Raw genomic sequence first — 25953 nt, 5'->3', positions numbered from 1 at the left:
TGTCGAATGCCTGAGCTGCGGTCGAGGACCTCCACCCACGGTCGGACGATGGCCGGCGCCCGGGCCCTGTGGCGGGCCACCGGGATGACCGACGACGACTTCGGCAAGCCGATCGTCGCCATCGCCAACAGCTTCACCCAGTTCGTGCCCGGCCACGTACATCTGAAGGATCTCGGCGGGCTGGTCGCCGACGCGGTGGCCGACGCCGGCGGGGTGGGCCGCGAGTTCAACACCATCGCCGTCGACGACGGCATCGCCATGGGCCACGGCGGCATGCTCTACTCGCTGCCCAGCCGGGAGCTGATCGCCGACGCCGTCGAGTACATGGTCAACGCGCACTGCGCCGACGCGCTGGTCTGCATCTCGAACTGCGACAAGATCACCCCGGGGATGCTGCTCGCCGCGCTGCGGCTCAACATCCCCACCGTGTTCGTCTCCGGCGGCCCGATGGAGGCCGGCAAGACCGTCGCCGTCGAAGGCGTCGTGCACGCCAAACTCGACCTGATCGACGCCATGATCGCCGCGTCGAACGACAACGTGACCGACGCCCAGCTCGACACCATCGAGCGGTCCGCCTGCCCGACCTGCGGCTCCTGCTCCGGCATGTTCACCGCCAACTCGATGAACTGCCTCACCGAGGCGGTCGGGCTGGCGCTGCCGGGCAACGGCTCGGTGCTGGCCACCCACGCCGCCCGCAAGTCGCTGTTCGTCGAGGCCGGCCGGACCGTCGTGGAGATCGCCAAGCGGTGGTACGACGGCGACGACGCCTCGGTGCTGCCCCGCGCCGTCGCCAGCCGGGCCGCGTTCGAGAACGCGGTGGCCCTGGACGTGGCGATGGGCGGCTCCACCAACACGGTGCTGCACCTGCTGGCCGCCGCCCGCGAGGCCGAGCTGGACTTCGGCGTCGCCGACATCGACGACATCTCCCGCCGGGTGCCCTGCCTGGCCAAGGTCGCCCCGAACACCCCGAAGTACCACATGGAGGACGTGCACCGGGCCGGCGGCATCCCGGCGATCCTCGGCGAACTGGACCGGGCCGGCGCGCTGCGCCGCGACGTGCACGCCGTGCACTCGCCGTCGCTGACCCGGTGGCTGGCCGACTGGGACATCCGGGGCGGCAGCGCCACCGACGAGGCGGTCGAGCTGTTCCACGCCGCCCCCGGCGGGGTGCGTACCACCGAGCCGTTCTCCACCACCAACCGATGGTCCAGTCTGGACACCGATGCGGCGCAGGGCTGCATCCGCGACGTGGCCCACGCGTACTCCGCCGACGGCGGCCTGGCGATCCTGCACGGCAACCTGGCCCCGCAGGGCGCGGTGGTCAAGACCGCCGGGGTGCCCGACGACTGCCTGACCTTCCGCGGCCCGGCCAAGGTGTACGAGTCGCAGGAGGACACCGTCTCGGCGATCCTGGCCGGCGAGGTGGTCGCCGGTGACGTGGTGGTGGTCCGCTACGAAGGCCCCAAGGGCGGGCCGGGCATGCAGGAGATGCTCTACCCGACCTCGTTCCTGAAGGGGCGCGGCCTCGGCCGGGCCTGCGCGCTGATCACCGACGGCCGGTTCTCCGGCGGCACCTCCGGGCTGTCCATCGGGCACGCCTCCCCCGAGGCCGCCTCCGGTGGGCTGATCGCCCTGGTCGAGCCGGGCGACGAGATCGTCATCGACATCCCGGCCCGCAAGCTGGAGCTGAACGTGCCCGACGAGGTGCTGCAGGCCCGCCGGATCGCCCAGGAGAAGCGGGACCGCCCGTACACCCCGGTCGACCGGCAACGGCCGGTGTCGGCGGCGCTGCGGGCGTACGCCTCGATGGCCACCTCGGCCAGCGATGGCGCCTACCGCCTCGTCCCGGAGTGACCCACCGTGACCCGCCGCCGCTTCGGCGACGTCTGCGCAGCTCACACCCGTTCGTCGAACATCTGTGCGATGATGGCGCGGTGGCGGGTGAGGCCAGCATCCTGCACGCCGACCTGGACGCGTTCTACGCCTCGGTCGAGCAACGCGACGACCCCCGGCTGCGCGGCCGGCCGGTGATCGTCGGCGCCGGTGTGGTGCTGGCCGCCAGCTACCAGGCCAAGGCGCGCGGCGTACGCACCGCGATGCCCGCCCGGCGGGCCCGGCTGATCTGCCCGGAGGCGCTGGTCGTGCCACCCAGGATGGCGGCGTACACGGCGGCCAGCCGGGCGGTGTTCGAGGTGTTCCGGCAGACCACGCCGCTGGTCGAGCCGCTCTCCATCGACGAGGCGTTCCTCGACGTCGGCGGGCTGCGCCGGCTCGTCGGGGCGCCGGCCGACATCGCCGCCCGGTTGCGGGTCGCGGTCCGCGACCAGGTCGGGCTGCCGATCACCGTCGGGGTGGCCCGGACCAAGTTCCTGGCCAAGGTGGCCAGCGGCGTCGCCAAACCGGACGGGCTGCTGGTGGTGCCGCCCGACGAGGAGTTGGCGTTCCTGCACCCGCTGCCGGTCGAACGGCTCTGGGGCGTCGGCCCGATCACCGCCGGCAAGCTGCGCGAACGCGGCATCACCACGGTCGGCCGGGTGGCCGGCCTCGGGGAGCCGGCGCTGGTCAGCATCGTCGGCGCCGCCGCCGGCCGGCACCTGCACGCCCTCGCCCACAACCAGGACCCGCGCCGAATCCAGACCGGCGTCCGACGCGGCTCGATCGGCTCCCAGCAGGCACTGGGCCGGGCCAGCCGCGACCCGGCCGACGTGGACGCGATCCTCGCCGGGCTGGTCGACCGGGTCGGCCGACGGATGCGGGCCGCCGGGCGCACCGGCCGGACGGTCACCCTGCGGCTACGGTTCGGCGACTTCACCCGGGCCACCCGCGCCCACACCCTGCCCCGGGCCACCAACCAGACGTCGACCGTCCTGGACACCGCCCGCGATCTGCTGGCCGCCGCCGGACCGATGATCGGCGAGCGCGGCCTCACCCTCCTCGGCGTCTCGGTCGGCAACCTCGACGACGGTCAGGCCACCCAGCTGACGTTGCCACTGGATCCGGCCGACGCCGCGCCGGAGGCAGCAGCACCGCAACCCAGGGGTCGGCAGGAGAGCCTGGACGCCGCGCTCGACGCGGTCCGCGACCGGTTCGGGTCCAGCGCGGTCAACCGGGCGGTGCTGCTCGGCCGCGACCTCGGCCCCGCCGCCCCACTGCTGCCGGACTGACCCGGCCACCGGCGCTGGCCGGTGTCAGGCCGGTGACTCGGTCGGCGCCGGTCGGTCGGTCGGCGCCGGCCACAGCTCGACGGCACCGGCCGCCGCCTGCCGGATCAACTCGCCGGAGACCTCCACCCGGCTGTGCGGGATGTCCCGCGCCGGCCAGGCGCACTCCACCGTCACCGGACCGTCCGGCGGCAGCGGCCACACCCAGAAGCGGGCGTCGTGCCGCTGCCGGTCGGTGCTGGCGACGACGGGCGACAGCAGCGGGCCGGTGGGTTCGCGGTCGGCCGGCAACGCGCTCCGGTGCAGGCTGCTCAGCACCGTACCGTCGGCGAACCGGACCATCACCTGCAAGCCGCCGACACCGTCGACCGGGGTACGCGGCCGGGGCGGCCCGGACGCACCGGCCGGCTGCCGCGCCGGGTCGGCGGCGGTGGTCGGGTCGACTGCGGTGGCCGGCTCCGGGGCCCGCAGGACCGCGCTGATGTCGAACTCGAAACCCGTCGGGTACGCCAGCACACTGGTCAGGATCACCGCGGCCTGGTCGCTGCGGGCCAGCAGCAGTTGCCCGGCGACCACGCCACCGAGCACGGCCACCGGGCGAGCCAGCCACGGCCGGGAAGCATCAGACGCCGGTACGGGATCTGCCGTTTCCATCGGTAAACCATGCCATGGATCGACCCTGGCCCACGTCACCGCACCGCCCGTTCCGGCGACCCCACCGGCTGAGGTCGGGTCAGCGGATCCGCTGGCTGAGGATCTGGCCTGGCCACGGGCCCGCCGGCCGGTCGACGGTGAACGGCTCGGCGGCGGTGAACCCGGCCCGCTCGTAGTAGCGCACCAGCGCCCGGTCATCACCGGCGTAGCAGTCGACCCGCAGCAGCGTCGCGCCGCGCTCGGCGGCGATTTCCCGGGCCCGGTCCAGCAGCGCCCGCCCCACTCCTCTGCCGGCCCACGACCGGTCGGTGACCAGCAGGTTCACGTACAGCTCGGGTTCGTTGACCGGCGGCACGTAGGACCGGGCGGTGCCGACGGCGAGCGCCCCGATGACCCGCTCGCCACCGTCGCCGACCGGCACGCAGGCCAGCACCAGGCCGCTCTCCTTCGCCCACCCGGTGACCATCGCGATCCGGCGCGGGTCGGTCGACTGCGGTTCGGTCCCCCACTGCCCGGTGCGCCCCCGCTCGGCCAGCCACTGCACGGCACCGTCGATCAGGTCGAGGACCGCAGGAACGTCGGCCTGTGTACCGGCCCGGTGGTAGACCGATGCCCGATCCTGGTCGCCGTCTCCGCCGTCGGGGTTGCGCTGCATGCCGGACATCCTGCCGGTTGGACCGGCGTGCCGTCGACTGGTCAGGACTTCGGTCACAGCGACTTGCCTGTCGCGGACATCGACAGGCGAAAGCTCTCGGCGGTCAGAGTTTCGCGACCATGCGCCCGAGGGCATGCGGCGCGATCCGAAGCAACGTCGGCATCAGCTTCGTCTGGCCCGGCAGAGCCATCGGCCGGCGCCGCCGCAGCGCTTTGAGCGTGACCGCCGCGACCTCCGCGGGCGGCAGCTTCGCCCGCGCGAGGTCGGCGTTCATGGCTGTGTCCGTAGCTGGTGGGAGCACCTCGAGCACGTGGGTGCCGTGGGGTGCGAGTTGGCGGCGCAGCCCGTCCGCGAAGCCGTGCAGTCCGGCCTTGACAGCGCCGTAGGTCGGGGCGCGGGATGGCGAGACCAGGGCGAAGCCCGACGTCACGAACACGATCGCGTCCAGAGCTGGCCAGCGCCGCAACGCCTCGCCGGTCAGGTGGATGGGTGCCCCGAGATTGAGGTCGATCTCCTGGTCGAGCGACTCAGTGGCGCCCCCGGCTGCGGTGAAGTCCCGTTCGACGAACGTGCCGGCGTTGTTGATCAGCACGTCGAGCCGGCCGAACCGTTCAGTGACCGCGTCGAGCATCGCGGCTCTCGCCGTCGGGATGGTCACGTCGGCCCGCACGGCCAGCGCCTGCGGGTGTGCCTGGCTGAAGCGGTCGAGGGCCGGCTGCGAACGGCCACACACGGCCACGGAAGCTCCTTCGTCCAGGAAGGCCTCCGCGAGACTCAGGCCGATACCCGACGTTCCGCCGGTGACAAGAACCACTTTTCCCACTGTCTACCTCCACAGATTTCGGTATCGCTCGGTACCGAATACCACGGTAGCACTTCCGAACCGATTGGTACCGAAGGGGTAGGCTGGAGCCATGCAGAGCAGGCAGAAGGTGCCGATCGGCAGGCCGAGAGGGTTCGACGCCGACGAGGCCCTCGAACAGGCGGTCTTGGTCTTCTGGGCGCAGGGCTACGAGGGCGCCAGCCTCGACGATCTCACCGGCGCGATGGGCATCACCCGCACGAGCATGTACCGGGCCTTCGGTAACAAAGAGGATCTGTTCCGCAAAGCGCTGGAGCGTTACACCGAGGGCCCGGCAGCCTACTTCGCCCGGGCGCTGGGGCAATCGACAGCCCGGGAGGTCGCCACCACGTTCCTCGGCGGTGCGGTGCGGTCCACCACCCGGCCGAATTGTCCCGCCGGATGCCTCGGAGTGCAGGGCTCCCTGGCGGCCGGCGAATCCGGTCGTCAGGCCCGCGACACCCTCGCCGCGTGGCGGGAGGAGGGCACCAGCCATCTGCGGGACCGGTTTCAGCGGGCCGTCGACGAGGGCGATCTGCCGGCCGATGCCGAACCCGGCCTGCTCGCCCGGTACCTGATGACCGTAGCCAACGGGATCGCCGTTCAGGCCGCAGGCGGCACCGCTCGTGACGAGTTACAGCTAGTGGCCGACATGGCTCTGCGCAGCTGGCCTCCGGGCACCTCCTGACCGCGGCCAGCAGCAGATCGGCACGCTGGCGCGCAGTACTCGGTGACAGCCTGGTCAGATCGGCACCGGACACGGGTTGGCGACCGGGTACGGTCCGGCACCGGCCCGCCGCCCGTCGGCTGCCACGACGACGACCTGCCAGTCGACCGAGGGTACGGCCACCTGCCCGACCTGCCCGGTCGCGGTGCCCCCGGAGACGGTCATCGCCACCTCGCCGCCCCGCGCCGGCACCCCGCCCGGCGCGGCGATGCCACCCGGACCGCCGGCACCGGGGCCGGAAGTCGACTCCGGGTCGGATCCAGGCTCGGTCGTCGGATCCGTCGGCGGCGGCTGCGTAGACCCGGCCGCGCCGCTGGTCCAGATGAGCACCGCCGACTCGACGGTGCCGCCGGTGACGGTGGCGACCACGGTCAACTGGTAGCGGCTGGATCCGGTGCAGGAGACCCGCGCCTCGGCCTGGACCGTCAACGGCAGCGGCCCGGCGGAGCCGGTCGGCTCCGGGCCGCCGCCGGCCGACGCGGTCGCCGTTGGCATCGTCGGTGCCGGTTCGCCCGGGGTGGCCGTCGGCTCGCTGCCCGCCGACGGTGTGGTCGGTGGCGCGGCCAGACCTGGCGACTCGGCCGGCGCAGACCGGGCGGTGTCGTCGACCGTAGCCAGCCGGGGCACCACCACGGCACCGCCGATCAGCAGGGCCAGCACGGCGGCCGCCGCCAGGCCGGCCAGCAGCCGACCTCGACGCGGCTCGCCCCGGCGGGGAAAGCCGGTGGCCGGGTCGAACCGGCCGGCCCGCTGCTCGATCCGCGCCCGGGTTGCTGCCTGGCCGGCGTCGGCGCTGGTCAACTCCAGTCGGGGCCAGAGTTCCGCCGGGACGGCGAGCATCGGCAGGGTCGCGTACGCGGAGAACAACGCGGCCGGGCTGACCTGCCGGCGGCGACGGTCGGCGCAGGTCGGGCAGGACTCGATGTGCCTGCTGACCCGTTTGCGTAGCAGCACGGTCAGCGTGCCGTCCCAACCGCGCAGCAGCTCGCCGAGGGTCGGGCAGTCGTCGGCGCCGGTGCGGGCCACCAGCAGCGCGCCGATGGCCCGTTCCAGTTGAGTCCGGGCCCGGGACAGCCGGGCGTGCGCGTGGCTGTCGGAGACCCCCAGTACGGCACCGACATCGGCGGCGGACAGGTCGTGCCGGATGGCGAGCTCGATCACCTGCCGGTCACCGGGGTTCAGCCCGGCGGCCGCCGACCGGACCAGCTCCCGCAACTGTTCGGCACCGAGCCCGGTGACCGGATCGACCGGCGTGGCGGGCAGCTCACCCACGTCGTCCAGCGGCAGCTGCCGCCGCTGGCCACGGATTACCCGCAGGCACTCGTTGCGGGCGATGGCGTACAGCCAGGGGCGCAGCCGCTCCGGGTCGCGCAGCTGCGCCGCCCGCTGACCGGCCAGGACGAACGTGTCGTGGACGGCGTCGGCCGCGCCGTCGGCGTCGCGCAGCAGGAACCGACAGTACGTGTACAGCCGGTCGGCGTACACGCGGTAGGCACGGTCGAGGCCGCGCGGGTCACCGGCGACCAGCGCGGCCACGATGGTGCGATCGTCCACCCGGGCAATGCTAGGCGGCGCGGTCGAGGACGGATCGTCACTGTCGCCAATACTCCAGTTGGTAGCGCGACGGGTCGGGCTGCCCGTTGCCGTGGCCGATGAGGCAGAGCCGGGTGTTGTCGGCCGCGACCAGCCGGGCCCGTTCGGCGTCGGCCGCGCTGGCCAGGAAGAGCAGCGGGGTGGCTGCGGCCCGCAGCCCCCAGCCGCCGCCGTCGGGTCCGTGCACCGCCAGCTCCGCCGGGTCGTACGTGATGCAGTCGAAGTGCGGCGCGGGGCCGAACGGCAGCCCGGACGGGCCCTGGAAGTAGGTGATGATGTGGCGGTGCCGGTCGGCGCGGTCGTTGCCCCGGCCGATGAAGCAGAGCCGGGTCCAGTTGCGCGCCACCTTGACGCCGTCCTCGGCGTCGGTCTTGGTGGCGAAGAGCTTGATGGCGTGGCCGCCGTCGCGCATCCGCCACGCGTCGCCGCTCTGCTCGATGGTCAGGTTCGCCGGGTCGTACGTCACACAGTCCTCGGCGGCCGGCTGCACGGGCGGTGCCGGTTCACCGCCGTCCCCGCCGTCACCGGAATCCTCACCGCTGGGGTGGTCAGCGTCGCTGCCGGTGCCGCCGCCACCCGGATCGCTGCCGTCGCCGGGGTCGGCGCCGTCGGTCTGCGGCTCGCCGTTGCCGGCCGACCCGCTGCCGCCGACCCCGGTCGGCGCGCCGCCGAGCCCCGCTGCCCCGGACACCTCGCCGCCGTCCGGCACTGCGCCGAACCGCCCCGACCCGGACGGGCCGCAGGCCGCCAGCACCGCCGCCAGCAGCACGCCCAGGACGGCGGCGGCGACGAACGTGACGGTGCCCCACCGCCAGGTCGACCGCCGGGCCAGCACCCCGAACTTGGTCGTGTAGATCATCTGGTCCTCCAGCCTCTCCGTGCCGGACGGGTCGATGCCCCACCCGGGTCCCGGGTCCGGCCCGGGTCGCGGCCCCGCCTTGATTGCGGGGCGTCCGGCGAGGTGCCGGACATGGTTGAGAGGCGGCGGCCGGCCGAGGACCAACAACTTCTTCGCCGGCTTGTCAGGCGGATGTGCGGCCGGCGGGTCAGCCGGATGTGTGGCTGACCTACCGGCGGAGTCCCCGGCCCAGCTCTCCCCGGGACCCAAGGTGTCTCCGCGAGCTTGATGCCACAGGTGCATCATGATTCAGTTCTGGCATCAAGCTCGACGAGCATCTCCGACCCGGAACAGAATTGGACGAAGATGATCAATACAATTTTCGTCTCCACCCTGGACTAGATGGGCATGACGGGAGAAGATACCGGCACGCAAGGCAGTCGTTTCCCAGTAGGACGCTGCCCCCGATACGGGCCGGAAGGATGAGCAGTAGTGAGCAGCAACGGCATTCCGCAGGTGCTCAGGTTTCTTCGTTCACTCAACGGCGGCATGACGCAGGAGCAGTTGGCGCAGCGACTCAGCGTCTCGACATCGCTGATCGCCAAGTTCGAGACCGGTCGACAGATACCGATGCCCGACACGGCAGACAACATCGATCAGGTATTCAGCAGCGCCCCACTGGTCAAGGAGTTGGCCGAAAACGCCCGCAAGAGCATCCCGCCAGACTGGTTCCGGGCGCTACCGGAGTTGGAGCAGGAGGCCTCCGCGATTCGGCGGTACGAGTGCCAGATCATCCCTGGGCTGCTCCAGACGGAAGCGTACGCCCGAGCCATCCTGCACAGCGGTCTGCTGACTCCCGCAAAGGCCGACGAATACCTTGCCCTCAGGATGACGCGACAGGCCGCCGTGTTCGAGCGGGAGGAGCCGCCGGTGTGTCAGTTCATCATCGACGAGGACGGGCTTCGGCGGGGAGACCCCGTGATCATGCGGGAGCAGTTGGAGCACATCGCTGAGATGAGCACCCGGTCGCGGGTGCTGGTGCAGGTAACCCCGGTGTCCGCCGGCTTGCATCCCGGGCAGAGCGGGCCGTTCATGCTTGCCAGCATGGCCGAGACCGGCGGCACCGTCGGCTATGTCGACGACCAGTTGGAGGGACGCCTGGTGACCGATCCGAAGCGGGTTGCTGCCCTCGAACAGGCCTGGCAGGCTCTGAGTGGTGTTGCGTTGCCGCGCGACCAGTCGCGAGACATGATCTTGAAGTTGGTGAAGGAACTATGACCGAGCCGGCGTGGCGCAAGTCCAGCCGCAGCAACAGCAACGGAAGTGACTGTGTCGAGGTGGCGGACAACCTCCCCGGCCGCGTCCTGGTCCGCGACAGTAAGGACCAGGGCGGTCCGACGCTCGCCTTCGGCCCGACCGCCTGGCGGTCGTTCGTCGCTGAGGCACCCACGCTCCGCTGAGCCGCAGAGCCGCCGGACCAGCGAGTTAGCAACGACGTGGCGAGCCCCGGCCCCACGCCGACGGGGGCCGGGCTCGACGCGTACCGCAGACCGCGCCGTCCTACTCGACCCGGACGTTGTCGATGTGGACGGAGCCCGGGTTGACGTAGACGTAGAACTCCCGCACGTCGGCCAGCGCCTCGGCGTCACACGACATCTCGGTCAGCAGGTCGATCTCGGCGGTGCCGGTCCAGTCCTGGTTCAGCCAGGTGAACGTCGACTGGCACCAGGTGTAGGACGGACCGGTCTGCACGGCGATCGCCGCGTTGGTGCCCACCGACGGGTCGGTACGCAGGTCGTACTTGAGGGTCACCCGGCCGGACAGGTCCACCGGTTCGGCGAACGACGTGCCGAACCAGCCGCCGGTGACCGAGTCGACCCGCAGCCCGTACACCCCGTCGGTGGCGAACGCGTCCGACTGGGCGACGCTGCCGATGCCCGGCTCCCACGACGGCGGTCCCCACCCGTCGGTGCCGGTCTCGAACGAGAACAGCGTCTGCACCCCGGCCGGGTCCGGTTTGACGGTGACCACCAGGTCGGCGACGTTCGAGACGCGCCAGGCCCGGTCCCACACCCGGTAGTGGGCGGTGGCCCGGCCGGCGAAGCCGTCCGCCGGGGTGAAGCTGACCACCCCGTCGTCGCCGAGGGTGAACTCACCGCCGTCGACGACGATCCGGCGCTGCTGGCCGCGTACCGTCGGGTCCAGGTCGATGGTGGCGGCGCGCACCGTACCCCGGTGGGCGATGTCGTTGGCCGCCGGCCGCAGCGTCGCGACCTGGCCGAACTCGACGGTGCTGGTGTCGTGGTCGGCGACCGGCGGCCACGGCCGCTTGTCGCCGCGTACCGCCGCGCCCGCGTTCGACAGCGTGGTGCAGACCGGGCTCGGGCAGTAGACGGTGTATCCGTCGTAGTCCGGGTAGCGGCTGCCGTCGTCCTGCACGCCGGAGAGGATCCAGTAGAGGAATCCGGCTGTGCCGCCGGCGATCGCGGTGTCGGTCCACTGTCGGTAGACGACGTTGCGGGTCGACTTGTCGTGGATGCCGAACTCGCCGAGCATCACCGGCTTGCCGACCTTCTTCGCAGCGCGCGCGTGCCGGGTGATCCACTCGTTGCCCCAGGCGGCGTCCTTGCCCCAGTGGTCCGGGTAGAGGTGGTAGGAGACGACGTCGACCGTCGGCAGCCTGCTCAGCGCGACGCTGTCGACGCCTTCGCCGCAGTTGGTGGTCCAGTCGCCGCTGGTCGGATCGTCGCAGAAGAAGCCCTCGTCGCCGACGCTGACCAGCTGCCGGGGCGCGACCGACTTGACGTGCCGGGTCATCTCGTCGGCCCAGCCGGTCAGCGTGTCGGTGGTGCAGTCCGGTGACGGCGGGTAGACGCCGGAGCCCTTGCAGCGGGGCTCGTTGCCCAACTCCCAGGTCATCACCGTCGGATCGTCGCGGTACCTGACCCCGGTGATGGTGTTGGTGCGGTTCAGCACATGGCTGATCCAGTCCTTGTACCAACCACGGATCACCGGGTCGGTGTAGAACTCGTCGTGGTACTGCCCGCCGCGCCAGCGGACGTACTGGTCCATGCCGCCGAAGTCGCGCCAGTTGTTGGTCAGCGGAATCACCAGCTTGATGCCGGCTTCGCGGGCGGCGGCGAGGACGTAGTCGAGGCGTTGCAGGCCGTCCGGGCCGTCGTTGTACGCCGGCCGTTCACCGTCGAAGTACTGGAAGTAGACGCCGTCGGCCGGGCCGGCGACCGAGTCGGAACCGTCGGCGTTGCCGATGTCGAGAAATCCCCAGGTACGCAGCACGGTGAACCCGGCAGATTTCGCGTCGGCGAACACGTCGTCGACCATCGTCGGCGACTTGTACATCAGGTAGTAGTTGTTGCTGCCGGCGAACCGGAACTTCCGGCCGTCGAGCTTGAGGTCGTCGCCGTGCCGGGTAACGAATCCGGCGGTCGGCTGACCAGGCGTACCGGGATGGTGGGCCGGCGGTGCGGCTTGGGCCGGGACTGCCGCTACGGTGAGCAGCAGCCCGGCCAGTGCCAGCAGCAGGCCGGCGGAGCGTGGGCGCATTACGGGGTTCTCCTTGACCGTGGAGCGGTGGAGGTCACTGACGCGCGGCGGCCTCCAGGGCGAGTGCGGCGGCACCGAGCAACCCCGCGTCGTTGCCGAGACTGCTGGTGTGGATCCGGACCCGGCGGACGAAGTCGAGCCCGGCCAGCTCCGCTACGGCCGCGCGCAGCGGAGCGAAGAGCAGGTCACCGGCGGCGGCCACCCCGCCGCCGATGACGACGTCGCCGAGCTCGATCAGCGCGGTGGTGGAAACCACCGCGGCGGCCAGCGCGGTCGCGCCACGCCGGAAGGCGGCGACGGCGAGCGGTACGCCGGCCCGGGCGTCCTCGGCGAGGGTACGGGCGTCGCCCGGCCGGTCCCCCGGTGTCCAGCCCTGGTCGACGGCCCAGCGGACCATCGCCGGACCGCTGGCGATCGCCTCGACGCAGCCTCGGCCGCCACACGGGCAGGGCGGGCCGGCCATGTCCACCACAATGTGTCCGATGTGGCCGGCGTTGCCGCTGCCGCCCGGGTGGACCCGGCCGTCGATGACCAGTCCGCCGCCGACGCCGGTGGAGACCACCATGCCGAGCAGGGCGCGGCCGGGGTAGCCGCCGCGCCAGTGTTCGCCGAGCGCCATGCAGTGCCCGTCGCCGGCGAGCACCGCCGGCCGGCCCGGCAGCAACGGCCGCAGCGAGTCGAGGATGCCGAAGTCGCGCCAGGCGTGAATGTTGACCGGGCTGACGGTGCCGGCGGCCGGGTCGAGCGGGCCAGCCGAGCCGACGCCGAGCCCGGTCAGCGTGGCCGGGTCCCGGTCGCCGACGACCTGGCGGACCACCCGGTGCAGGGCGGCGGTGACGGTCGCGGTGTCCCCGCCGGCCGGCGTCGGCACCGCGCCCTGCACGGCGATGGTGCCGTCGGGTTCGACGACGGCGGCGGCCAGCTTGGTGCCGCCGACGTCGACCGCGAGAACCGGGCCGGGGGCGCGGTCGGCCACTGACGGGCCGGTGCTCATGCGCCGGCCGCCGGGTTGTCGCTGACGATGCCGATGTCGTTGACACAGCGCAGCACCGGCCGGCTGGTCAGCGCCGCCGGGTCCAGCTCGGCCCCGGTGCGGACCACGAACTCCGTCGACTCGCCGGGCAGCAGGGTGACCAGCGCCCGGTCCACCTCGGCGGCCGGGTCGAGCCGGTCCGGGTAGAGGGTCAGGTCACGCAGGACGGTCCGGGCGGCGACGGTGACCCGCAGCCCGCCGTCGGTCGGCTCGACCGCCGCGTCGTACCCGGCCGCCGGGTAGTTGATCTCGTTGTCCTCGGCAAAGAACCACCAGGCCCGTTGCCCGGCCGCGTCGGCGAGCAGCAGCTCGCGGCGCGGGTCGCCGGTGGCGGTCAGGTCGGCGGCGAGCGGCACGGTGACCGCCGAGTGGGCCGGTACAGCCAACTGGTAGCCGACCTTGGCCAGTGTCTCGCCGGCCAGGGTGAGCCGGGTGACGTCGGCGTGCGGGTGCCAGTCGGCCCCGGTGTCGTTGACCGCGACCAGGGCGAGCCCGCCGTCGCGGGGTTCGATGGTGAGCAGCCGGTCGGCGTAGGCGTCGCGCAGCGCGTACCACAGTGGTTTGCGCCGGCCGTCGCCGTCGACGGCGGCCCACGAGGTGACCGGCCAGCAGTCGTTGAGCTGCCACAGGATGGTGCCCATGCAGATGCCCCGGTGGGAGCGGAAGTGCCGCACCCCGACGGCGATCGCGCGGGCCTGGTTGACCTGGGTCAGGTAGTGCCAGTCGTCGAAGTCGCGCCGCGCCGGCAGGTGCGCGTCGAGGCCGCGTTGAAGCTTCAGGTCGCCGTCGACGGCCTTCTGGTGGTGGGCCATGCCGGGCGAGTCCGACGCGAGCGGGTCGTCGCTGATCGCCCGGCGCAGGGTGGCGTACGCGGGTGGCCCCTGATAGCCGAACTCGGCGAGGAACCGGGGCACGTACCGCCGGTACTTCAGGTAGTCGTCGGTGTTCCACACGTCCCAGATGTGCATGGTGCCGTGCGCCGGGTCGTTGGGGTGCAGGTCGTCCCGGCCGGAGTACGGGCTGCCCGGCCAGTACGGTCGGGTCGGGTCGAGTTCGGCGACGATGCCGGGCAGCACGTCGAGGTAGTAGCCGAGCCCCCAGGTGCGTCCGTCGAGGATCTCCTGCCAGCCCCAGTCGTGCCAGCCCCAGATGTTCTCGTTGTTGCCGGTCCACAGCACCAGGCTGGGGTGCGGGGTGAGCCGGGCGACCTGGTAGCGGGCCTCGGCGGCGACCTCGCTGGCGATCGGCTCCTCCTCCGGGTACGCGGCGCAGGCGAACAGGAAGTCCTGCCCGACGAGCAGGCCCAGCTCGTCGGCGAGGTCGTAGAAGTCCTCGGACTCGTAGCGTCCGCCGCCCCAGATCCGCAGGAAGTTGACGCCGGCGTCGGCGGCCTGGCCGAACCGGCGGGCGTAGCGGGCCCGGTCGACCCGGGTGGGGAACGCGTCGTCGGGGATCCAGTTGACGCCTCGGACGAAGACCGGCGTCTCGTTGACGACCAGGGTGAACGCGCTGCCGGCGGGGTCGACGGTGGTGTCCAGGCGGACCGACCGGAAGCCGATGTGCCGCTGCCAGGTGTCGAGTGTGCTGCCGTCGGCCCGGTGCAGGGTGACGTCGAGTGCGTGTCGGGCGGGTTCGCCGTACCCCCGGGGCCACCACAGCTCGGGCTCGGCGACGGTCAGGGTCACGACGGCGCTGCGCTGCCCGGCCGGGACCACGGTTTCGGCGCGGGCGCCGACGACGGCGGCGACCAGGGTGATGTCCTCGTCGGTGTCACGTTCGACCTCGACGTGCAGCTCGACCTTCGCCTCGGCGCTGCCGGTCGGGTGGTGGGTGACGGTGACCAGCGGGCGGACGGTGGCCAGCCGGGCGACGGCCCAGGCGTGCAGGCCGATCTCCTGCCAGATCCCGGCGGTGACCAGGTTGGGGCCCCAGTCCCAGCCGAAGTTGCAGGCCATCTTGCGGATGAAGTTGAACGGTTCCGGGTAGGCGTTGGGCCGGTCGCCGAGCCGCTCACGCACCGCCTCGGCATGCCGGTACGCGGAGTCGAACCGTACCCGCAGGGTGTTGCGCCCGGGGTGCAGCGCCGCGCGGGCGTCGAACCGGTAGCCGCGGTGCATGTTGGCGGTACGGCCCAGCTCGACGTCGTTGACGGTGACGGTGGCGACGGTGTCGAGGCCGGCGCAGACCAGGTCGACCCGGGGGTCACCCGGGTCGACCCAGTCGAACGTGGTCTCGTAGACCCAGTCGGTCCGGCCGATCCACGACAGCCGGGTCTCGTTGTCGTCGAGGTAGGGGTCGGGGATCAGGCCGGCGGCGAGCAGGTCGGTGTGGACGCAGCCGGGTACGGCCGCGGGGACGCTGCGGTCGCCGACGCCGTCGGGTACGTCGGACCCGTCGGCCGGTAGTACGGTCCAGCCATCGTGGAGCGGTCGTACGGTGTTCATGCCATACCTCACTAGTGCTGGAGCGGGACTGGGCCACGGTACGGGTCCGCGCCGGGTCAGTTCTTGACGGCGCCTTCCATGATTCCCCGGACGATCTGCCGACCACCGATGAAGAGCATGATCAACAGCGGGATGGTCGCCACGAACGCACCGGCGAGCACCCGCCGGTACAGCACGTAGTTGCCGCTGGCCAGGTCGGACAGGGCCACCATCGACGTCGGGTAGTAGGTGCCGCCGAGAGTGATCAACGGCCACTGGAAGTCGTTCCAGGTGGCCACGAAGGTGAGCAGGCCGAGCACGGCCATCGCCGGGCGGACCGCCGGCAGCACCACGCTCCAGTAGATCCGCAGGGTGGTGGCGCCGTCGATCCGGCCGGCCTCGATCAGCTCGTCGGGCACCGCTTCGAGGATGAACTGCCGCATGTAGAACACACCGAACGCGGTGACCAGGCCGGGCACGATGACCGCGACCAGGGTGCCGTTCCAGCCGAGTTCCCCCATCAGGATGTAGAGGGCGACCACACCCAGCTGGTTCGGCACGGTGAGGGTCAGCACCACGACGACCATCAGCGCGTTGCGGCCGGCGAACCGCAGTTTGGCGAAGGCGAAGCCGGCCAGCGAGCAGAAGAACAGCACCGAGAACGTCACGATCGACGAGACGACGAAGCTGTTGCCCAACGACTGGACGAAGTAGACGTTCTTGAGAGTGAAGACCTCGTTGACGTTGTTGAGCAGTTGGCCGCCGGGCAGCAGCTGCGGCGGAATCTTCGCCAGGTCGGCGTCGGTACCGCTGGCGATCACCACCATCCAGTAGAGCGGGAACGCGGAGAACAGGATGACCAGGCTGAGGAACAGGTAGTTCCAGAAGCTGCCCGGCGTACTGGCCGGGGGACGGCCGACGGTGCTGGTGCTCATCTGCGGCCTCCGCCCAGCCGGTTGGCGACCAGCGCGTTGACGACCGCGATGATCACGATGATCACGAACAGTGCCCAGGACATCGCGGCGGCGTACCCGAGGTTGAGGTCCTTCCAGCCGACCTTGTAGATCAGCTGGGCGATGGTCTGGAACTGGCCGTTGGACCCACCGGTGGCGGCCTGCGAGTTCTGCTCGAACAGCATCGGCTCGGTGAACAGTTGCAGCCCGCCGATGGTGGACAGGATCACGGTGAAGACCACCACCGGCCGGATCATCGGTACGGTGATCCGCCAGAGCTGCCGCCACGGGCCGGCGCCGTCGACCGCCGCAGCCTCGTAGATGTCGCGCGGGATCGACTGCATCGCGGCCAGGTAGATCAGCGCGTTGTAGCCGATCCACTTCCAGTTGACCATGGTGGCGATGGCGACCCACGACGCGGCCTTGCTGGACCGCCAGTCGATCGGCGCCTCGCCGCGCAGGTTCAGTACGTCGAGCACCCAGTTGGCGATGCCGAAGTCGCGGGCGAAGAAGACCGCGAACAGCAGCGTCGACGCGGTGATCGGGGTGATGTACGGCAACAGGATGCCGACCCGGAACCAGGTCTGCGCCCGCAGCTTGCGGTTCAGCAGCGACGCGATGATCAGGGCCAGGAACAGCTGCGGCACGGTGGACAGCACGAAGATGCCGAACGTGTTGTACAGCGCGTTCCAGAAGCTGTCGTCGGTGAACAGCCGCCGGAAGTTCTCCAGCCCGGCCCAGCCGGTCAGGTCGGCGTTGTCCAGCCGCCAGTGCCGCAGCGCCACCACGCCGTTGAAGATGATCGGGAAGAGCCCGAAGGCGATGAACAGGAGGAAGAACGGGGAGATCAGGATGTACGGCATGTACCGCATGTCGAAGCGGAGCACGCGGTTGCGCCAGGTCGGCTCGGGTGGTGGCGCCGGTGCGGCACGGGTTGCGGACATGGTTTGCCTCCAGGTTCAGCCGCACGCGCGGCTCGCGGCCCGCGAGCGGCTACGCGTTCGCCGCCTTTTCGGCTTCCGCGATGGCTTCCGTCCACGCCTCGTCGGGCTTGCCTTCCAGGTCACCGCTCTGCAGCCGGTTGAGGACGTTCTCCACCGCGACCCGGACCGGACCGTTCTTACGGCCGAGGTACTGCGGGGTGAGGTTGGCGGCGGTCGCGGAGAAGATCTGGCCGACCGGCGCGGCGCTGAAGAACGGGTTGGAGAACTCGACGATCGCCGGGTCCTCGTAGAGCGCCGGCTGCGACGGCAGGTTGCCGACCTTCTTGAAGATCTCGATCTGCTGCTCGGGCTGGATCAGCCACTCCAGGAACTTGTACGCCTCGTCGACGTTGCCGCCCTGCGCGGGGATGGTCAGGAACGAGCCGCCCCAGTTGCCGCCGCCACCGGGGATGGCCGCCACGTCCCACGTGCCGGCGGTGTCGGGAGCGGTGTTCTGGATGTGGCCCATCATCCACGCCGGGCAGGCCAGCACGGCGAAGTCGCCGTTGACGAAGCCGTTGTTCCACTCCGGGGAGAAGGCGGCGAGGTTGGCCGACAGTCCGGCGCCGACGACGGCGGCGGCGGTGTCGAAGGCGACCTTCGGACCGCCTTGCATGGCCAGGTTGTCGCTGGTGTCGAAGAGGCCGACCGGCTGCTGGCCGAGCACCGGGTTGAAGATGTTGGTGGCCGAGTCGACGAACTTCTTGCCGCTGGCCGCGACGTACTCCTCGCCGGTGGCGACGAACGACTCCCAGTCGGGCCACAGGGCGGAGACCTCGTCCCGGTCGGTCGGCAGCCCGGCCGCCGCGAACAGATCGGTGCGGTAGCACATGGCCAGCCCGCCGACGTCGGTGCCGAGGCCGATCTGGGTGGTCCCGTCGGCGGACAGGGTCTGCTGCCACTTCCAGTCGAGGTAGCGTCCCTCGTACTGGCCGGCGCCCTTGTCCAGCAGGTTGACGAACTTGTCGGCCTGCTCGCGGAACTGGACGACGAACCCTTCGTCGATGGCGGCGATGTCGGCGGCGCCGGACCCGGCGATGAGCTTCTTCTGCAGGTCCTCGTGCTGGGCGTTGTACTCACCGGAGTTGAGGTTGATCCGCACGCCCGGGTTCTCCGCCTCGTACGCGGCCTTGAGGTCGTCGAGGCCGAAGTCGCCCCAGAACGCGATGGTCAGGGTGGTGCCGCCGTCGTCGCTGCCGCCGCCGGGTTCGCCGCTGCAGCCGGCGATCAGCAACGCGCCGACGGCGCCGACCGCCGCGGTACGTGTCCAAGGGGTCCAACGCCGCTTCATCCCATCCTCCGAACACAATTGGAGACGCTCCCAACATCGAGGAACGTCGACTGAACCGGGTAAGTTAGGCCACGGTACGAGCGACTTCGACGCATGTCAATGGCTGGTTACCGCCGCAGCCAACCCGTAACCTCGGTGTCCTCGGGCGGGGTGGCCGCCGGGCCCGGCCGACGCCGGATATCGTTTCGGGCAGCAGACTTAACCGGGCAAGGCCAGCCGAAACGAACCCGAAGGAGCGCCGCCGGTGAAACGGCCGACCATCGCCGACATCGCCCGCCGAGCAGGCGTCTCGAAGGGCGCGGTCTCCTACGCGCTCAACGGCCAGCCCGGGGTCTCCGAGGCGACCCGGCAGCGAATCCTCGCCATCGCCGCCGAAATCGGGTTCAACCCCAACAGCGCCGCCCGCGCCCTCTCCGGAGCCACCGCCAACGCGGTCGGCCTGGCGCTGAGCCGCCCGGCCCGGATCCTCGGCATCGAGCCGTTCTTCATGGAGCTGATCAGTGGCGTCGAGGCGGAGCTGTCCGCCCGGTCGTACGCGCTGACTCTGCAGGTGGTGGCCGACACCGAGGCCGAGATCGCGGTCTACCGGCGCTGGTGGGGTGAACGCCGGGTGGACGGCGTGTTCCTCTGCGATCTGCGGGTCGACGACGACCGGGTGCCGGCGCTGGAGAAGCTGCAGCTGCCGGCGGTGGTGATCGGCGGCCCCGAGCACACCGGCTCGCTGCCGAGCATCTGGTCCGACGACGCGTCGGCCCTGGTGGAGACGGTCGAGTACCTGGTCGCGATGGGGCACCGCCGGATCGCCCGGATCGGTGGCCTGCCCGGCCTGCTGCACACCGAGATCCGCGCGGGTGCGTTCACCGACGTCTGCCGCCGGCTGGGTCTGGACCAGTGCGTAACGGTGCCGTCCGACTACACCGGCGAGGAGGGTGCCCGAGCCACCCGGCGACTGCTCAGCACCGCGGCCCGGCCCACCGCGATGATCTACGACAACGACGTGATGGCGATCGCCGGTCTGGCGGTGGCCCAGGAGATGGGGCTGGCCGTGCCGGGCGATCTGTCGATCGTGGCCTGGGACGACTCGCCGCTGTGCCGCCTGGTGCATCCGCCGTTGACCGCGCTGGGTCGCGACATCCCGGCGTACGGTGCGCACGCGGCGCGGCAACTGCTGGCGACCATCGCCGGTGAGCCGACGCAGGCGTACCAGGACGAGACGCCGCACCTGACCCCACGCGGCAGCACCGCGCCGCCGCGCCACGGCTGACCTGCCGCTGACCCGCTGAACCGATTAAGTTTCCGGAGCGTTAAACGGTGCAAAAACCGGCAAATCTCGCCCCGTACCGTCGGGGTCCGCCGGACCCGCCGACCACCGCGGGTTATGCTCGGACCGGTCACGCGACTGGCGCAGCGAAGGTGGAACCGACCACCGGGGAGCGACCACCGACGTGCGCCGCGCGCCTGGGTGCACCGTCGACGGCACCGTCATGCCCGGGTCGCCCCGGACAGCGGAGCCGCCCGACCCCAGGAGGGCACGTCGTGCACGTACCGCAGATCCCGCAACTGACCGCCACCGACCCTGAGCTCGCCGCCCTCGTCGAGGGTGAGGCCCGCCGCCAGCACGACAAGCTGCGGATGATCGCCTCGGAGAACTACGTCTCCGCCGCCGTGCTGGAGGCCAGCGGCACGGTGCTGACCAACAAGTACTCCGAGGGCTACCCGGGCCGGCGCTACTACGAGGGCCAGCAGTTCGTCGACCCGATCGAGACGCTCGCCGTCGAGCGGGCCAAGACGCTGTTCGGGGCGGCCCACGCCAACGTCCAGCCGTACTCGGGCTCGCCCGCCAACCTCGCCGTCTACCTCGCCTTCCTCTCCCCCGGCGACACCGTGATGGGGATGTCGCTGCCGATGGGCGGGCACCTCACCCACGGCTGGTCGGTGTCGGCCACCGGCAAGTGGTTCAACTCGGTCCGCTACAACGTCTCCCGCGACACCGGCCGGATCGACTTCGACGAGGTACGTGACCTGGCCCGCCGCGAACAGCCGAAGGTGATCTTCTGCGGCGGTACGGCGGTGCCGCGGACCATCGACTTCCCGGCCTTCGCCGAGATCGCCCGGGAGATCGGCGCGGTGCTCGTCGCGGACATCGCACACATCGCCGGCCTGGTCGCCGGCGGCGCGCACCCCTCGCCGATCGGCCACGCAGACGTGGTCACCACCACCACCCACAAGACGCTGCGCGGCCCGCGCGGCGCGATGATCCTCACCACCGAACAGCACGCCGCCGCGATCGACAAGGCAGTCTTCCCCGGCCTGCAGGGCGGCCCGCACAACCACACCACCGCCGGCATCGCTGTCGCGTTGCGCGAGGCCGACACCGACGACTTCCGCCGGTACGCCCACCAGGTGGTCGCCAACGCGAAGGCACTTGCCGCCGCGCTGGTCGACCGGGGCTTCGAGCTGATCTCCGGCGGCACCGACAACCATCTGATCCTGGCCGATCTGACCGGCAAGGGCGTCGCCGGCAAGCCGGCCGCGCAGGCGCTGGACCGGGCCGGGATCGAGCTGAACTACAACACGGTGCCGTACGACCCGCGCAAGCCGTTCGATCCGTCCGGCATCCGGCTGGGCACCGCCGCGCTGACCACCCGCGGGCTGACCGAGGCGCAGATGCCGCAGGTCGCCGCCTGGCTGGACGACGCGGTGACCGCAGCGGTCAAGGACGACAGCGCCGCCCTCGACCGGATCGCCGGGGAGGTCGCCGACCTGCTGGCCGGCTACCCGATGCCCGGTTACGCGGCCTGATCTGCGCCCACCCGCGCCTCACGGCCGTCCACCCGCGCCCGATCTCCGTTCATCCGGGTCAGTGCGACGGGGTGGGGAAGTCGGCGATGTACGCCTCGGTCCGCTCCGCAGGTGCGGGGCGGGCCAGGGCGTACCCCTGACCGAACCGGCAGCCGGCCCCCTGCGCCTGGCTCACCTGACCGTCCGTCTCCAGCCCTTCGGCGACGATTTCCAGCCCGAATCGCCGGCCCAGCCCAGCCACCGCTTCCAGCATCGGGTGGACGGTGTCCGGGCCGGCACCGGCGTCGGCGACCAGCGACCGATCGATCTTGACGACGTCCAGCGGCAGCCGCCGCAGCTGGGCGATCGACGCCTGACCGGCGCCGAAGTCGTCCAACGCGATCCGCACCCCGTGCGCCCGCAGGTTCGCCAACTGCGCGAGAATCCGCAGATTCTCGGCGGCTGCCAGCTCCTCCGCGACCAGCGACTCGGCCACCTCGACGACGAGCCGCTCCGGCCCGACGCCCTGAGCGGCCAGCATGGCCATCAGGTCGGCCACGAAGGTCGGCGCGGCCAACTCGGCCGGGGCGACGTTGACCGACAGCCACAGCCCGTGCCCCTCCCGTGACCAGGACGCCAACTGCCGGCAGGCGGTGGCCCGCGCCCACCGGCCGATGTGGCCCAGCAGCGACAGTTCCCGGGCCACGGCGAGCAGCTCGGCCGGCAGCACCGTGCCGAGCACCGGGCTGCGCCAGCGCAGCAGCGCCTCGACCCCCACCGGTTTACCGTCGACCAGGTCCACCACCGGCTGGTACACCACGTCCAACTCGCCCCGCTCGGCCGCGCCCGGCAGCTCCCGCTCCAGATCCAGCCGCCGAACCAGCTGTTCCTCCAGGTAGGAGTCGTACCACTCGACCCGGTTGCGACCGAGCTGGCGGGCCCGGCGGCGGGCCAGGTCCGCCCTGCGCAGCACATCGTCCGCCCCGGCGCCGCCGGCCACCTCGGCCATGCCGATGCTGGTCTGCAGCGCAACCACCGCGCCGGGCAGCTGGCACGGCTCACGCAGCGCCGCGACCAGCCGCGCACCGGTGCCGTACGCCAGCATCGGGCCGGCGACGGTGATCACCGCGAACTCGTCGCCGCTGAGCCGGGCGACCACGTCGTCCGGCTCCACCGTGTCCCGCAGCCGCCGCCCCACCTCGACCAGCACCGCGTCGCTGGCCTCCCGCCCGTACTGCTCGTTGACGCCGAGCAGCCCGTGCAGGTCGATGATCAGCAACGCACCGGGGTGGCCGGGCAGGTCCCGCTGGTTGGCGATCTGACGCATCAGCTCCCGGCGGTTCGCCAACCCGGTCAACTGGTCGGTGAAGCCGAGCTTGTACAGCCGCCGCTCCAGGTGCACCCGCTCCCCCACGTCGCGCACGTGCACCACGAGCGCCCCGACCTCGGGCACCGTCCGCTGGTCGGACACGGTGGACTCGGTGTCCCGCCACCGACCGTGGCCGTCGCGCAGCCGGGCGGTGACCAGCGGGGTACGGCCGGCCGGCGCCAGCCGACCGGTCACCACGCCGGTCAGCACCGTGATCACCTCAGGGACGTCCTCCGGATGCATCAGCTCGATGAACGGTCGGCCGAGCACCTGCGCGTCGGCCAGCCCGAACAGTCGCGCGGCGGCCGGTGACTGCCACCGCACCCGCAGGTCGTCGCCGAGGGTCAGGGTGAGATCGTTGCCCCCGGAGACCAACGACCGGAAATGTGCCTCCTGGATGCTCAGTCGCCGGGCATAGGACCGCACGTCGGCCGCGGCCATCATCTCCCGGACCACCAGGGTCGGGATCACCGCGAGGCCGAGCAGGACCGACGTACGGTCGAACGACCCCTGGGTCGCCACGTGGTACACGGCGGCCAGCGCGGCCACCACCGCCGGTACCGTCAACAGTGGATACGCGGTGAGCCGGCCGCGCACCGGGGTGGCCCCCGGCCGCGAGCCCGCACGCTGCGCCCCGATGACCAGCAACAGCATGCCGCCGACCGCCGGGGCCATCGCCAGGCACCAGAGCCAGCTCGCAGTGCCGTACGCGAAGCAGACCGTCGAGGCGGCCAGCCCGATGAGCACCGCGCCGGAGCCGCCGCCGTAGTACAGCACCGCCGGACGCTGCCTGCGTACGGCCAGCGCGGTGACCGCGATGATCGACCCGGCCCCGATCACGCTCAGCTCGACGAACAGCACGGCCAGCGGCACGGTGTCGACCGGCGACAGCAGCCATCCGGCGAAGATCAGGCTGATCCCCAGGCTCAGCCCATCGACCACCCGCCGCAACCGCAGCCGCCAGTTCTCGGCGACGCCCGGCAGCAGCAGGATCGCCGCGAGGTGACCGGCCAGGGCGAGGATCAGCCCGCTGAGCGCCAGGCCGGTCCGGGCCGCCGGCGGGCTGAAGGCGGCGACGCAGACCGCAGTGGCGCCGCCGACGCTGGTCACGGCGAGCAGGCCGGCTCCGCGACAGTCCCGGAAGTCGCCGGTACGGGCGTGCGCGGTGACAGCCAACCGCGACAGCCGCCAACCGGGCATGCCGACGCCGAACAGCACCGCGCCGAGCACCGCGACCGGGGCGGTCAGCAGGCCGGCCGCGCCGGCGGTCAGCAGCAGCGCGGCGGCGCCGGCCTGTGCGGGCAGGGTCCAGCCGGGGGGTTCGGCCCGATGTGGGCGGGGACGGGGACGGGGTGGTTCGGGGAATGCCTCGGGCACGGTGGCCGTCGCCTCCACGGAAGGGGTCGGGGCACAGCCGGGCCGGTTCGGCCCTCTGTGCCGGTCACAACGAACCAGTCCGGCGCTGGGTTACGGGGCGGTCGCCCAGAGATTTCCGTCGGGTTTCCGCGCCGGTGCCACCCGACCTACCCGGCAGCCGACACCCACCGGCCGGATGCCAGGATTGTCGGATGAGTCGCAGGGTAACTGTCCGGTTCCGGCCGCACCAGGCGATCATGCTGGCGGCGGTGATCGCGTTCGTCGGGTCGCTGCCGTTGGCCAGTGCCCGTTGGTATCTGCTGCCGGTCCTGCTGCTGCCGCTGGCGATCGCGATCTGGGCGGTCCGCTCCGGAACTGACGCCGACCCGGCCGGGCTCCGGGTGCGGGCGCTGATCGGCCAGCGCCGGATCGGCTGGTCGCGGGTGGCCGAGCTGGCGGCCGACCCGCATGGCCGGGCGGTGGCCCTGCTCACCGACGGCGAACGGATACGGCTGCCCGCCGTACGGGCCGACGACCTGCCCCGGCTGATCGCCGCCAGCGGACAACCGCTCGACCCGGCGACTCCGCCAGCACCCGCGACTCCGCCGGCACCGGCGGCCGACGCGACCGGCCCGACCGGCGAACCGACCACGCCGCCGACTCAATAGCCGTCCACCACCACGTTGTCCAGCGGCTCGCCCGCGGCCAGCCGGGTGACCTGCCGACCGGCCAGGGCGTACGCGCGCGGCAGCAGACCACGTACCGACCCGGCGATGTGCGGACTGATCACCACGTTCGGCAATGTCCATAGCGGATGATCTGCAGGCAGCGGTTCGGGATCGGTCACGTCGAGCACGGCGCAGATCCGGCCGGTGGACAGCTCGGCGGTGAGCGCCGCGGTGTCGACCACCGGACCGCGGGCGGCGTTGACCAGCAGCGCACCGTCACGCATCGCGGCCAGCGTGGCCGCGTCGACCATCCCCCGGGTCCGATCGGTCAGCGGCACGATCAGCACCACGATGTCGGCGTGCGGCAACAGGGCGGGCAGCTCGTCGACGCCGTGCACCTGTTCGGCCGGCCGAGCGGTCCGGGCCACCAGCGTGAACTCCACCTCGAACGGGTCCAGCCGGGCGCGCAGCGCGGCACCGATCGATCCGGCGCCGACGATGAGGACCCGCTTGCCGGCCAGCTCGTCGGTCGGGGCGAACCGCTCGTACGACCATTCCCCGCGGGTCTGCGCCCGGATGAAGCCGGCGAAGTCGCGGACGTGGGTGAGGATCGCGGCGGCGATCCACTCCGCCGTCGACGAATCGTGCACCCCGCGCGCGTCGCAGAGCGTCAAATGCTCCGGCAGCCGCCCCACCCAGGCGTCGGCACCGGCGGACAGCAACTGCACCACCTGAAGATCCGGCATCTTTCCGGCCAGCTCCGCCGCTCCGGGCCTGGCCAGGAACGGCGGAACCCAGAACCGCACGCCAGCCGGGTCGGACGGCAGCCGGGTGATGTCGGCGGCGACCTCGACGGTCACCTCGTCGGGCAGCCGGCCGAGCAGTTGTCGGCCGTGCGCGTGGGGGATCCAGACTTTCACCGGTCCGACGATAGCGGGCCATCCGGGTCCGGTCCGCCCAGGCCGGGCATCCCATGATCATCCGGTACGAGGCCGGTCAAGGCACGGACACCCACCTACTTGCGAGTACGTTACTCGTTCGACAATCCACTTTATCGATCATG

The 25953-nt window shown here is 71.7% G+C and carries 21 protein-coding genes and 1 riboswitch; of the genes, 8 read left to right on the top strand and 13 right to left on the bottom strand.

The genetic code is table 11. From position 1 onward, the window contains the following. Positions 1–6 precede the first annotated feature (6 nt). Together ilvD and dinB are read left to right on the top strand one after the other, a co-directional pair. Entirely contained in the window at positions 7–1854 is a 1848-nt protein-coding gene (gene ilvD, locus EDC02_RS01660; RefSeq protein ID WP_123600412.1) for a dihydroxy-acid dehydratase, read from the top strand. 80 nt (positions 1855–1934) lie between these two features. Then, a complete protein-coding gene (gene dinB / locus EDC02_RS01655) occupies positions 1935–3164 on the top strand; it encodes a DNA polymerase IV (RefSeq protein ID WP_123604397.1) in 1230 nt (409 codons plus the stop codon). A 24-nt stretch (positions 3165–3188) separates the two neighbouring features. Here the strand turns inward: dinB and EDC02_RS01650 are convergent, their stop codons facing one another. The 3 genes from EDC02_RS01650 to EDC02_RS01640 form a co-directional block, all read right to left on the bottom strand. Continuing rightward, entirely contained in the window at positions 3189–3815 is a 627-nt protein-coding gene (locus EDC02_RS01650; protein WP_148083305.1) for a hypothetical protein, read from the bottom strand. A gap of 79 nt (positions 3816–3894) precedes the next feature. After that, positions 3895–4470, bottom strand: coding sequence for a GNAT family N-acetyltransferase (locus tag EDC02_RS01645; RefSeq protein WP_123604396.1), 576 nt, complete (start codon positions 4468–4470; stop codon positions 3895–3897). A 103-nt stretch (positions 4471–4573) separates the two neighbouring features. Then, positions 4574–5284 carry an SDR family NAD(P)-dependent oxidoreductase gene (locus EDC02_RS01640; protein ID WP_158632019.1) on the bottom strand — a complete coding sequence of 237 codons (711 nt, stop codon included), beginning with the start codon at positions 5282–5284 and terminating at the stop codon, positions 4574–4576. Positions 5285–5384: 100 nt separating this feature from the next. Between EDC02_RS01640 and EDC02_RS01635 the strand changes: the two genes are divergently transcribed. Then, complete coding sequence (locus tag EDC02_RS01635) at positions 5385–5999, top strand: TetR/AcrR family transcriptional regulator (RefSeq protein WP_123600409.1); 615 nt, start codon at positions 5385–5387, stop codon at positions 5997–5999. A 54-nt stretch (positions 6000–6053) separates the two neighbouring features. Here the strand turns inward: EDC02_RS01635 and EDC02_RS42505 are convergent, their stop codons facing one another. After that, entirely contained in the window at positions 6054–7592 is a 1539-nt protein-coding gene (locus EDC02_RS42505) for a sigma-70 family RNA polymerase sigma factor (RefSeq protein ID WP_123600408.1), read from the bottom strand. 37 nt (positions 7593–7629) lie between these two features. Then, entirely contained in the window at positions 7630–8490 is an 861-nt protein-coding gene (locus tag EDC02_RS01625; protein ID WP_123600407.1) for a hypothetical protein, read from the bottom strand. A gap of 471 nt (positions 8491–8961) precedes the next feature. Here EDC02_RS01625 and EDC02_RS01620 point away from each other — a divergent pair, with 471 nt between their 5' ends. Continuing rightward, entirely contained in the window at positions 8962–9747 is a 786-nt protein-coding gene (locus EDC02_RS01620; protein WP_148083304.1) for a helix-turn-helix transcriptional regulator, read from the top strand. Next, a complete protein-coding gene (locus EDC02_RS01615; protein ID WP_123600405.1) occupies positions 9744–9929 on the top strand; it encodes a DUF397 domain-containing protein in 186 nt (61 codons plus the stop codon). Before EDC02_RS01620 ends, EDC02_RS01615 begins: the two co-directional genes overlap by 4 nt. 100 nt (positions 9930–10029) lie before the next feature. Here the strand turns inward: EDC02_RS01615 and EDC02_RS01610 are convergent, their stop codons facing one another. From EDC02_RS01610 to EDC02_RS01585, 6 genes are read right to left on the bottom strand one after another with little or no spacing between them, the layout of a single operon-like run. Further along, positions 10030–12033 carry a cellulase family glycosylhydrolase gene (locus EDC02_RS01610; RefSeq protein WP_148083303.1) on the bottom strand — a complete coding sequence of 668 codons (2004 nt, stop codon included), beginning with the start codon at positions 12031–12033 and terminating at the stop codon, positions 10030–10032. A 34-nt stretch (positions 12034–12067) separates the two neighbouring features. Next, entirely contained in the window at positions 12068–13027 is a 960-nt protein-coding gene (locus EDC02_RS01605) for an ROK family protein (RefSeq protein ID WP_123600403.1), read from the bottom strand. After that, positions 13024–15510, bottom strand: coding sequence for a glycoside hydrolase family 2 protein (locus tag EDC02_RS01600; RefSeq protein ID WP_123600402.1), 2487 nt, complete (start codon positions 15508–15510; stop codon positions 13024–13026). Before EDC02_RS01600 ends, EDC02_RS01605 begins: the two co-directional genes overlap by 4 nt. 56 nt (positions 15511–15566) lie before the next feature. Beyond that, entirely contained in the window at positions 15567–16424 is an 858-nt protein-coding gene (locus EDC02_RS01595; RefSeq protein WP_123600401.1) for a carbohydrate ABC transporter permease, read from the bottom strand. After that, complete coding sequence (locus EDC02_RS01590; protein ID WP_123600400.1) at positions 16421–17386, bottom strand: carbohydrate ABC transporter permease; 966 nt, start codon at positions 17384–17386, stop codon at positions 16421–16423. The genes EDC02_RS01595 and EDC02_RS01590 overlap by 4 nt, the downstream gene beginning before the upstream one ends. 49 nt (positions 17387–17435) lie before the next feature. Next, positions 17436–18716 (bottom strand): ABC transporter substrate-binding protein, encoded by a 1281-nt coding sequence (locus EDC02_RS01585; RefSeq protein WP_123600399.1) that lies wholly within the window; start codon positions 18714–18716, stop codon positions 17436–17438. 244 nt (positions 18717–18960) lie between these two features. On the opposite strand from EDC02_RS01585, the gene EDC02_RS01580 reads away from it, so the two are divergent. Continuing rightward, a complete protein-coding gene (locus EDC02_RS01580) occupies positions 18961–19980 on the top strand; it encodes a LacI family DNA-binding transcriptional regulator (RefSeq protein ID WP_123600398.1) in 1020 nt (339 codons plus the stop codon). A 121-nt stretch (positions 19981–20101) separates the two neighbouring features. Continuing rightward, a riboswitch (ZMP/ZTP riboswitch) is annotated at positions 20102–20187 on the top strand. Between the two features lie 65 nt (positions 20188–20252). Further along, the gene (glyA, locus tag EDC02_RS01575) at positions 20253–21518 is read left to right on the top strand and encodes a serine hydroxymethyltransferase (protein ID WP_123600397.1); all 1266 of its coding nucleotides are present in this window, start codon (positions 20253–20255) and stop codon (positions 21516–21518) included. Positions 21519–21576: 58 nt separating this feature from the next. On the opposite strand, the gene EDC02_RS01570 is transcribed toward glyA, so the two are convergent. After that, positions 21577–24243: a bifunctional diguanylate cyclase/phosphodiesterase gene (locus EDC02_RS01570; protein ID WP_233605689.1), complete on the bottom strand. Its 2667-nt coding sequence runs from the start codon at positions 24241–24243 to the stop codon at positions 21577–21579. Positions 24244–24434: 191 nt separating this feature from the next. Between EDC02_RS01570 and EDC02_RS01565 the strand changes: the two genes are divergently transcribed. Next, positions 24435–24890, top strand: a complete 456-nt coding sequence (locus EDC02_RS01565) for a PH domain-containing protein (protein ID WP_123600396.1) — start codon at positions 24435–24437, stop codon at positions 24888–24890. Here the strand turns inward: EDC02_RS01565 and EDC02_RS01560 are convergent. Beyond that, complete coding sequence (locus EDC02_RS01560) at positions 24884–25810, bottom strand: 2-hydroxyacid dehydrogenase (RefSeq protein WP_123600395.1); 927 nt, start codon at positions 25808–25810, stop codon at positions 24884–24886. The genes EDC02_RS01565 and EDC02_RS01560 overlap by 7 nt on opposite strands. Positions 25811–25953 lie beyond the last annotated feature (143 nt).

This window comes from Micromonospora sp. Llam0 (assembly GCF_003751085.1).
Taxonomy (GTDB): domain Bacteria; phylum Actinomycetota; class Actinomycetes; order Mycobacteriales; family Micromonosporaceae; genus Micromonospora_E.
The sequence above is the reverse complement of the archived record's forward strand: the minus strand, read 5'-3'. Positions and strand labels throughout refer to the sequence as shown.

Coding starts and splice junctions, on each gene's coding strand:
- ilvD (WP_123600412.1), top strand. CDS start 7: ATGCCTGAGCTGCGGTCGAGGACCTCCACCCACGGTCGGACGATGGCC.
- EDC02_RS01650 (WP_148083305.1), bottom strand. CDS start 3,815: ATGGAAACGGCAGATCCCGTACCGGCGTCTGATGCTTCCCGGCCGTGG.
- EDC02_RS01645 (WP_123604396.1), bottom strand. CDS start 4,470: ATGCAGCGCAACCCCGACGGCGGAGACGGCGACCAGGATCGGGCATCG.
- EDC02_RS01635 (WP_123600409.1), top strand. CDS start 5,385: ATGCAGAGCAGGCAGAAGGTGCCGATCGGCAGGCCGAGAGGGTTCGAC.
- EDC02_RS01625 (WP_123600407.1), bottom strand. CDS start 8,490: ATGATCTACACGACCAAGTTCGGGGTGCTGGCCCGGCGGTCGACCTGG.
- EDC02_RS01615 (WP_123600405.1), top strand. CDS start 9,744: ATGACCGAGCCGGCGTGGCGCAAGTCCAGCCGCAGCAACAGCAACGGA.
- EDC02_RS01610 (WP_148083303.1), bottom strand. CDS start 12,033: ATGCGCCCACGCTCCGCCGGCCTGCTGCTGGCACTGGCCGGGCTGCTG.
- EDC02_RS01605 (WP_123600403.1), bottom strand. CDS start 13,027: ATGAGCACCGGCCCGTCAGTGGCCGACCGCGCCCCCGGCCCGGTTCTC.
- EDC02_RS01600 (WP_123600402.1), bottom strand. CDS start 15,510: ATGAACACCGTACGACCGCTCCACGATGGCTGGACCGTACTACCGGCC.
- EDC02_RS01595 (WP_123600401.1), bottom strand. CDS start 16,424: ATGAGCACCAGCACCGTCGGCCGTCCCCCGGCCAGTACGCCGGGCAGC.
- EDC02_RS01590 (WP_123600400.1), bottom strand. CDS start 17,386: ATGTCCGCAACCCGTGCCGCACCGGCGCCACCACCCGAGCCGACCTGG.
- EDC02_RS01585 (WP_123600399.1), bottom strand. CDS start 18,716: ATGAAGCGGCGTTGGACCCCTTGGACACGTACCGCGGCGGTCGGCGCC.
- EDC02_RS01565 (WP_123600396.1), top strand. CDS start 24,435: ATGAGTCGCAGGGTAACTGTCCGGTTCCGGCCGCACCAGGCGATCATG.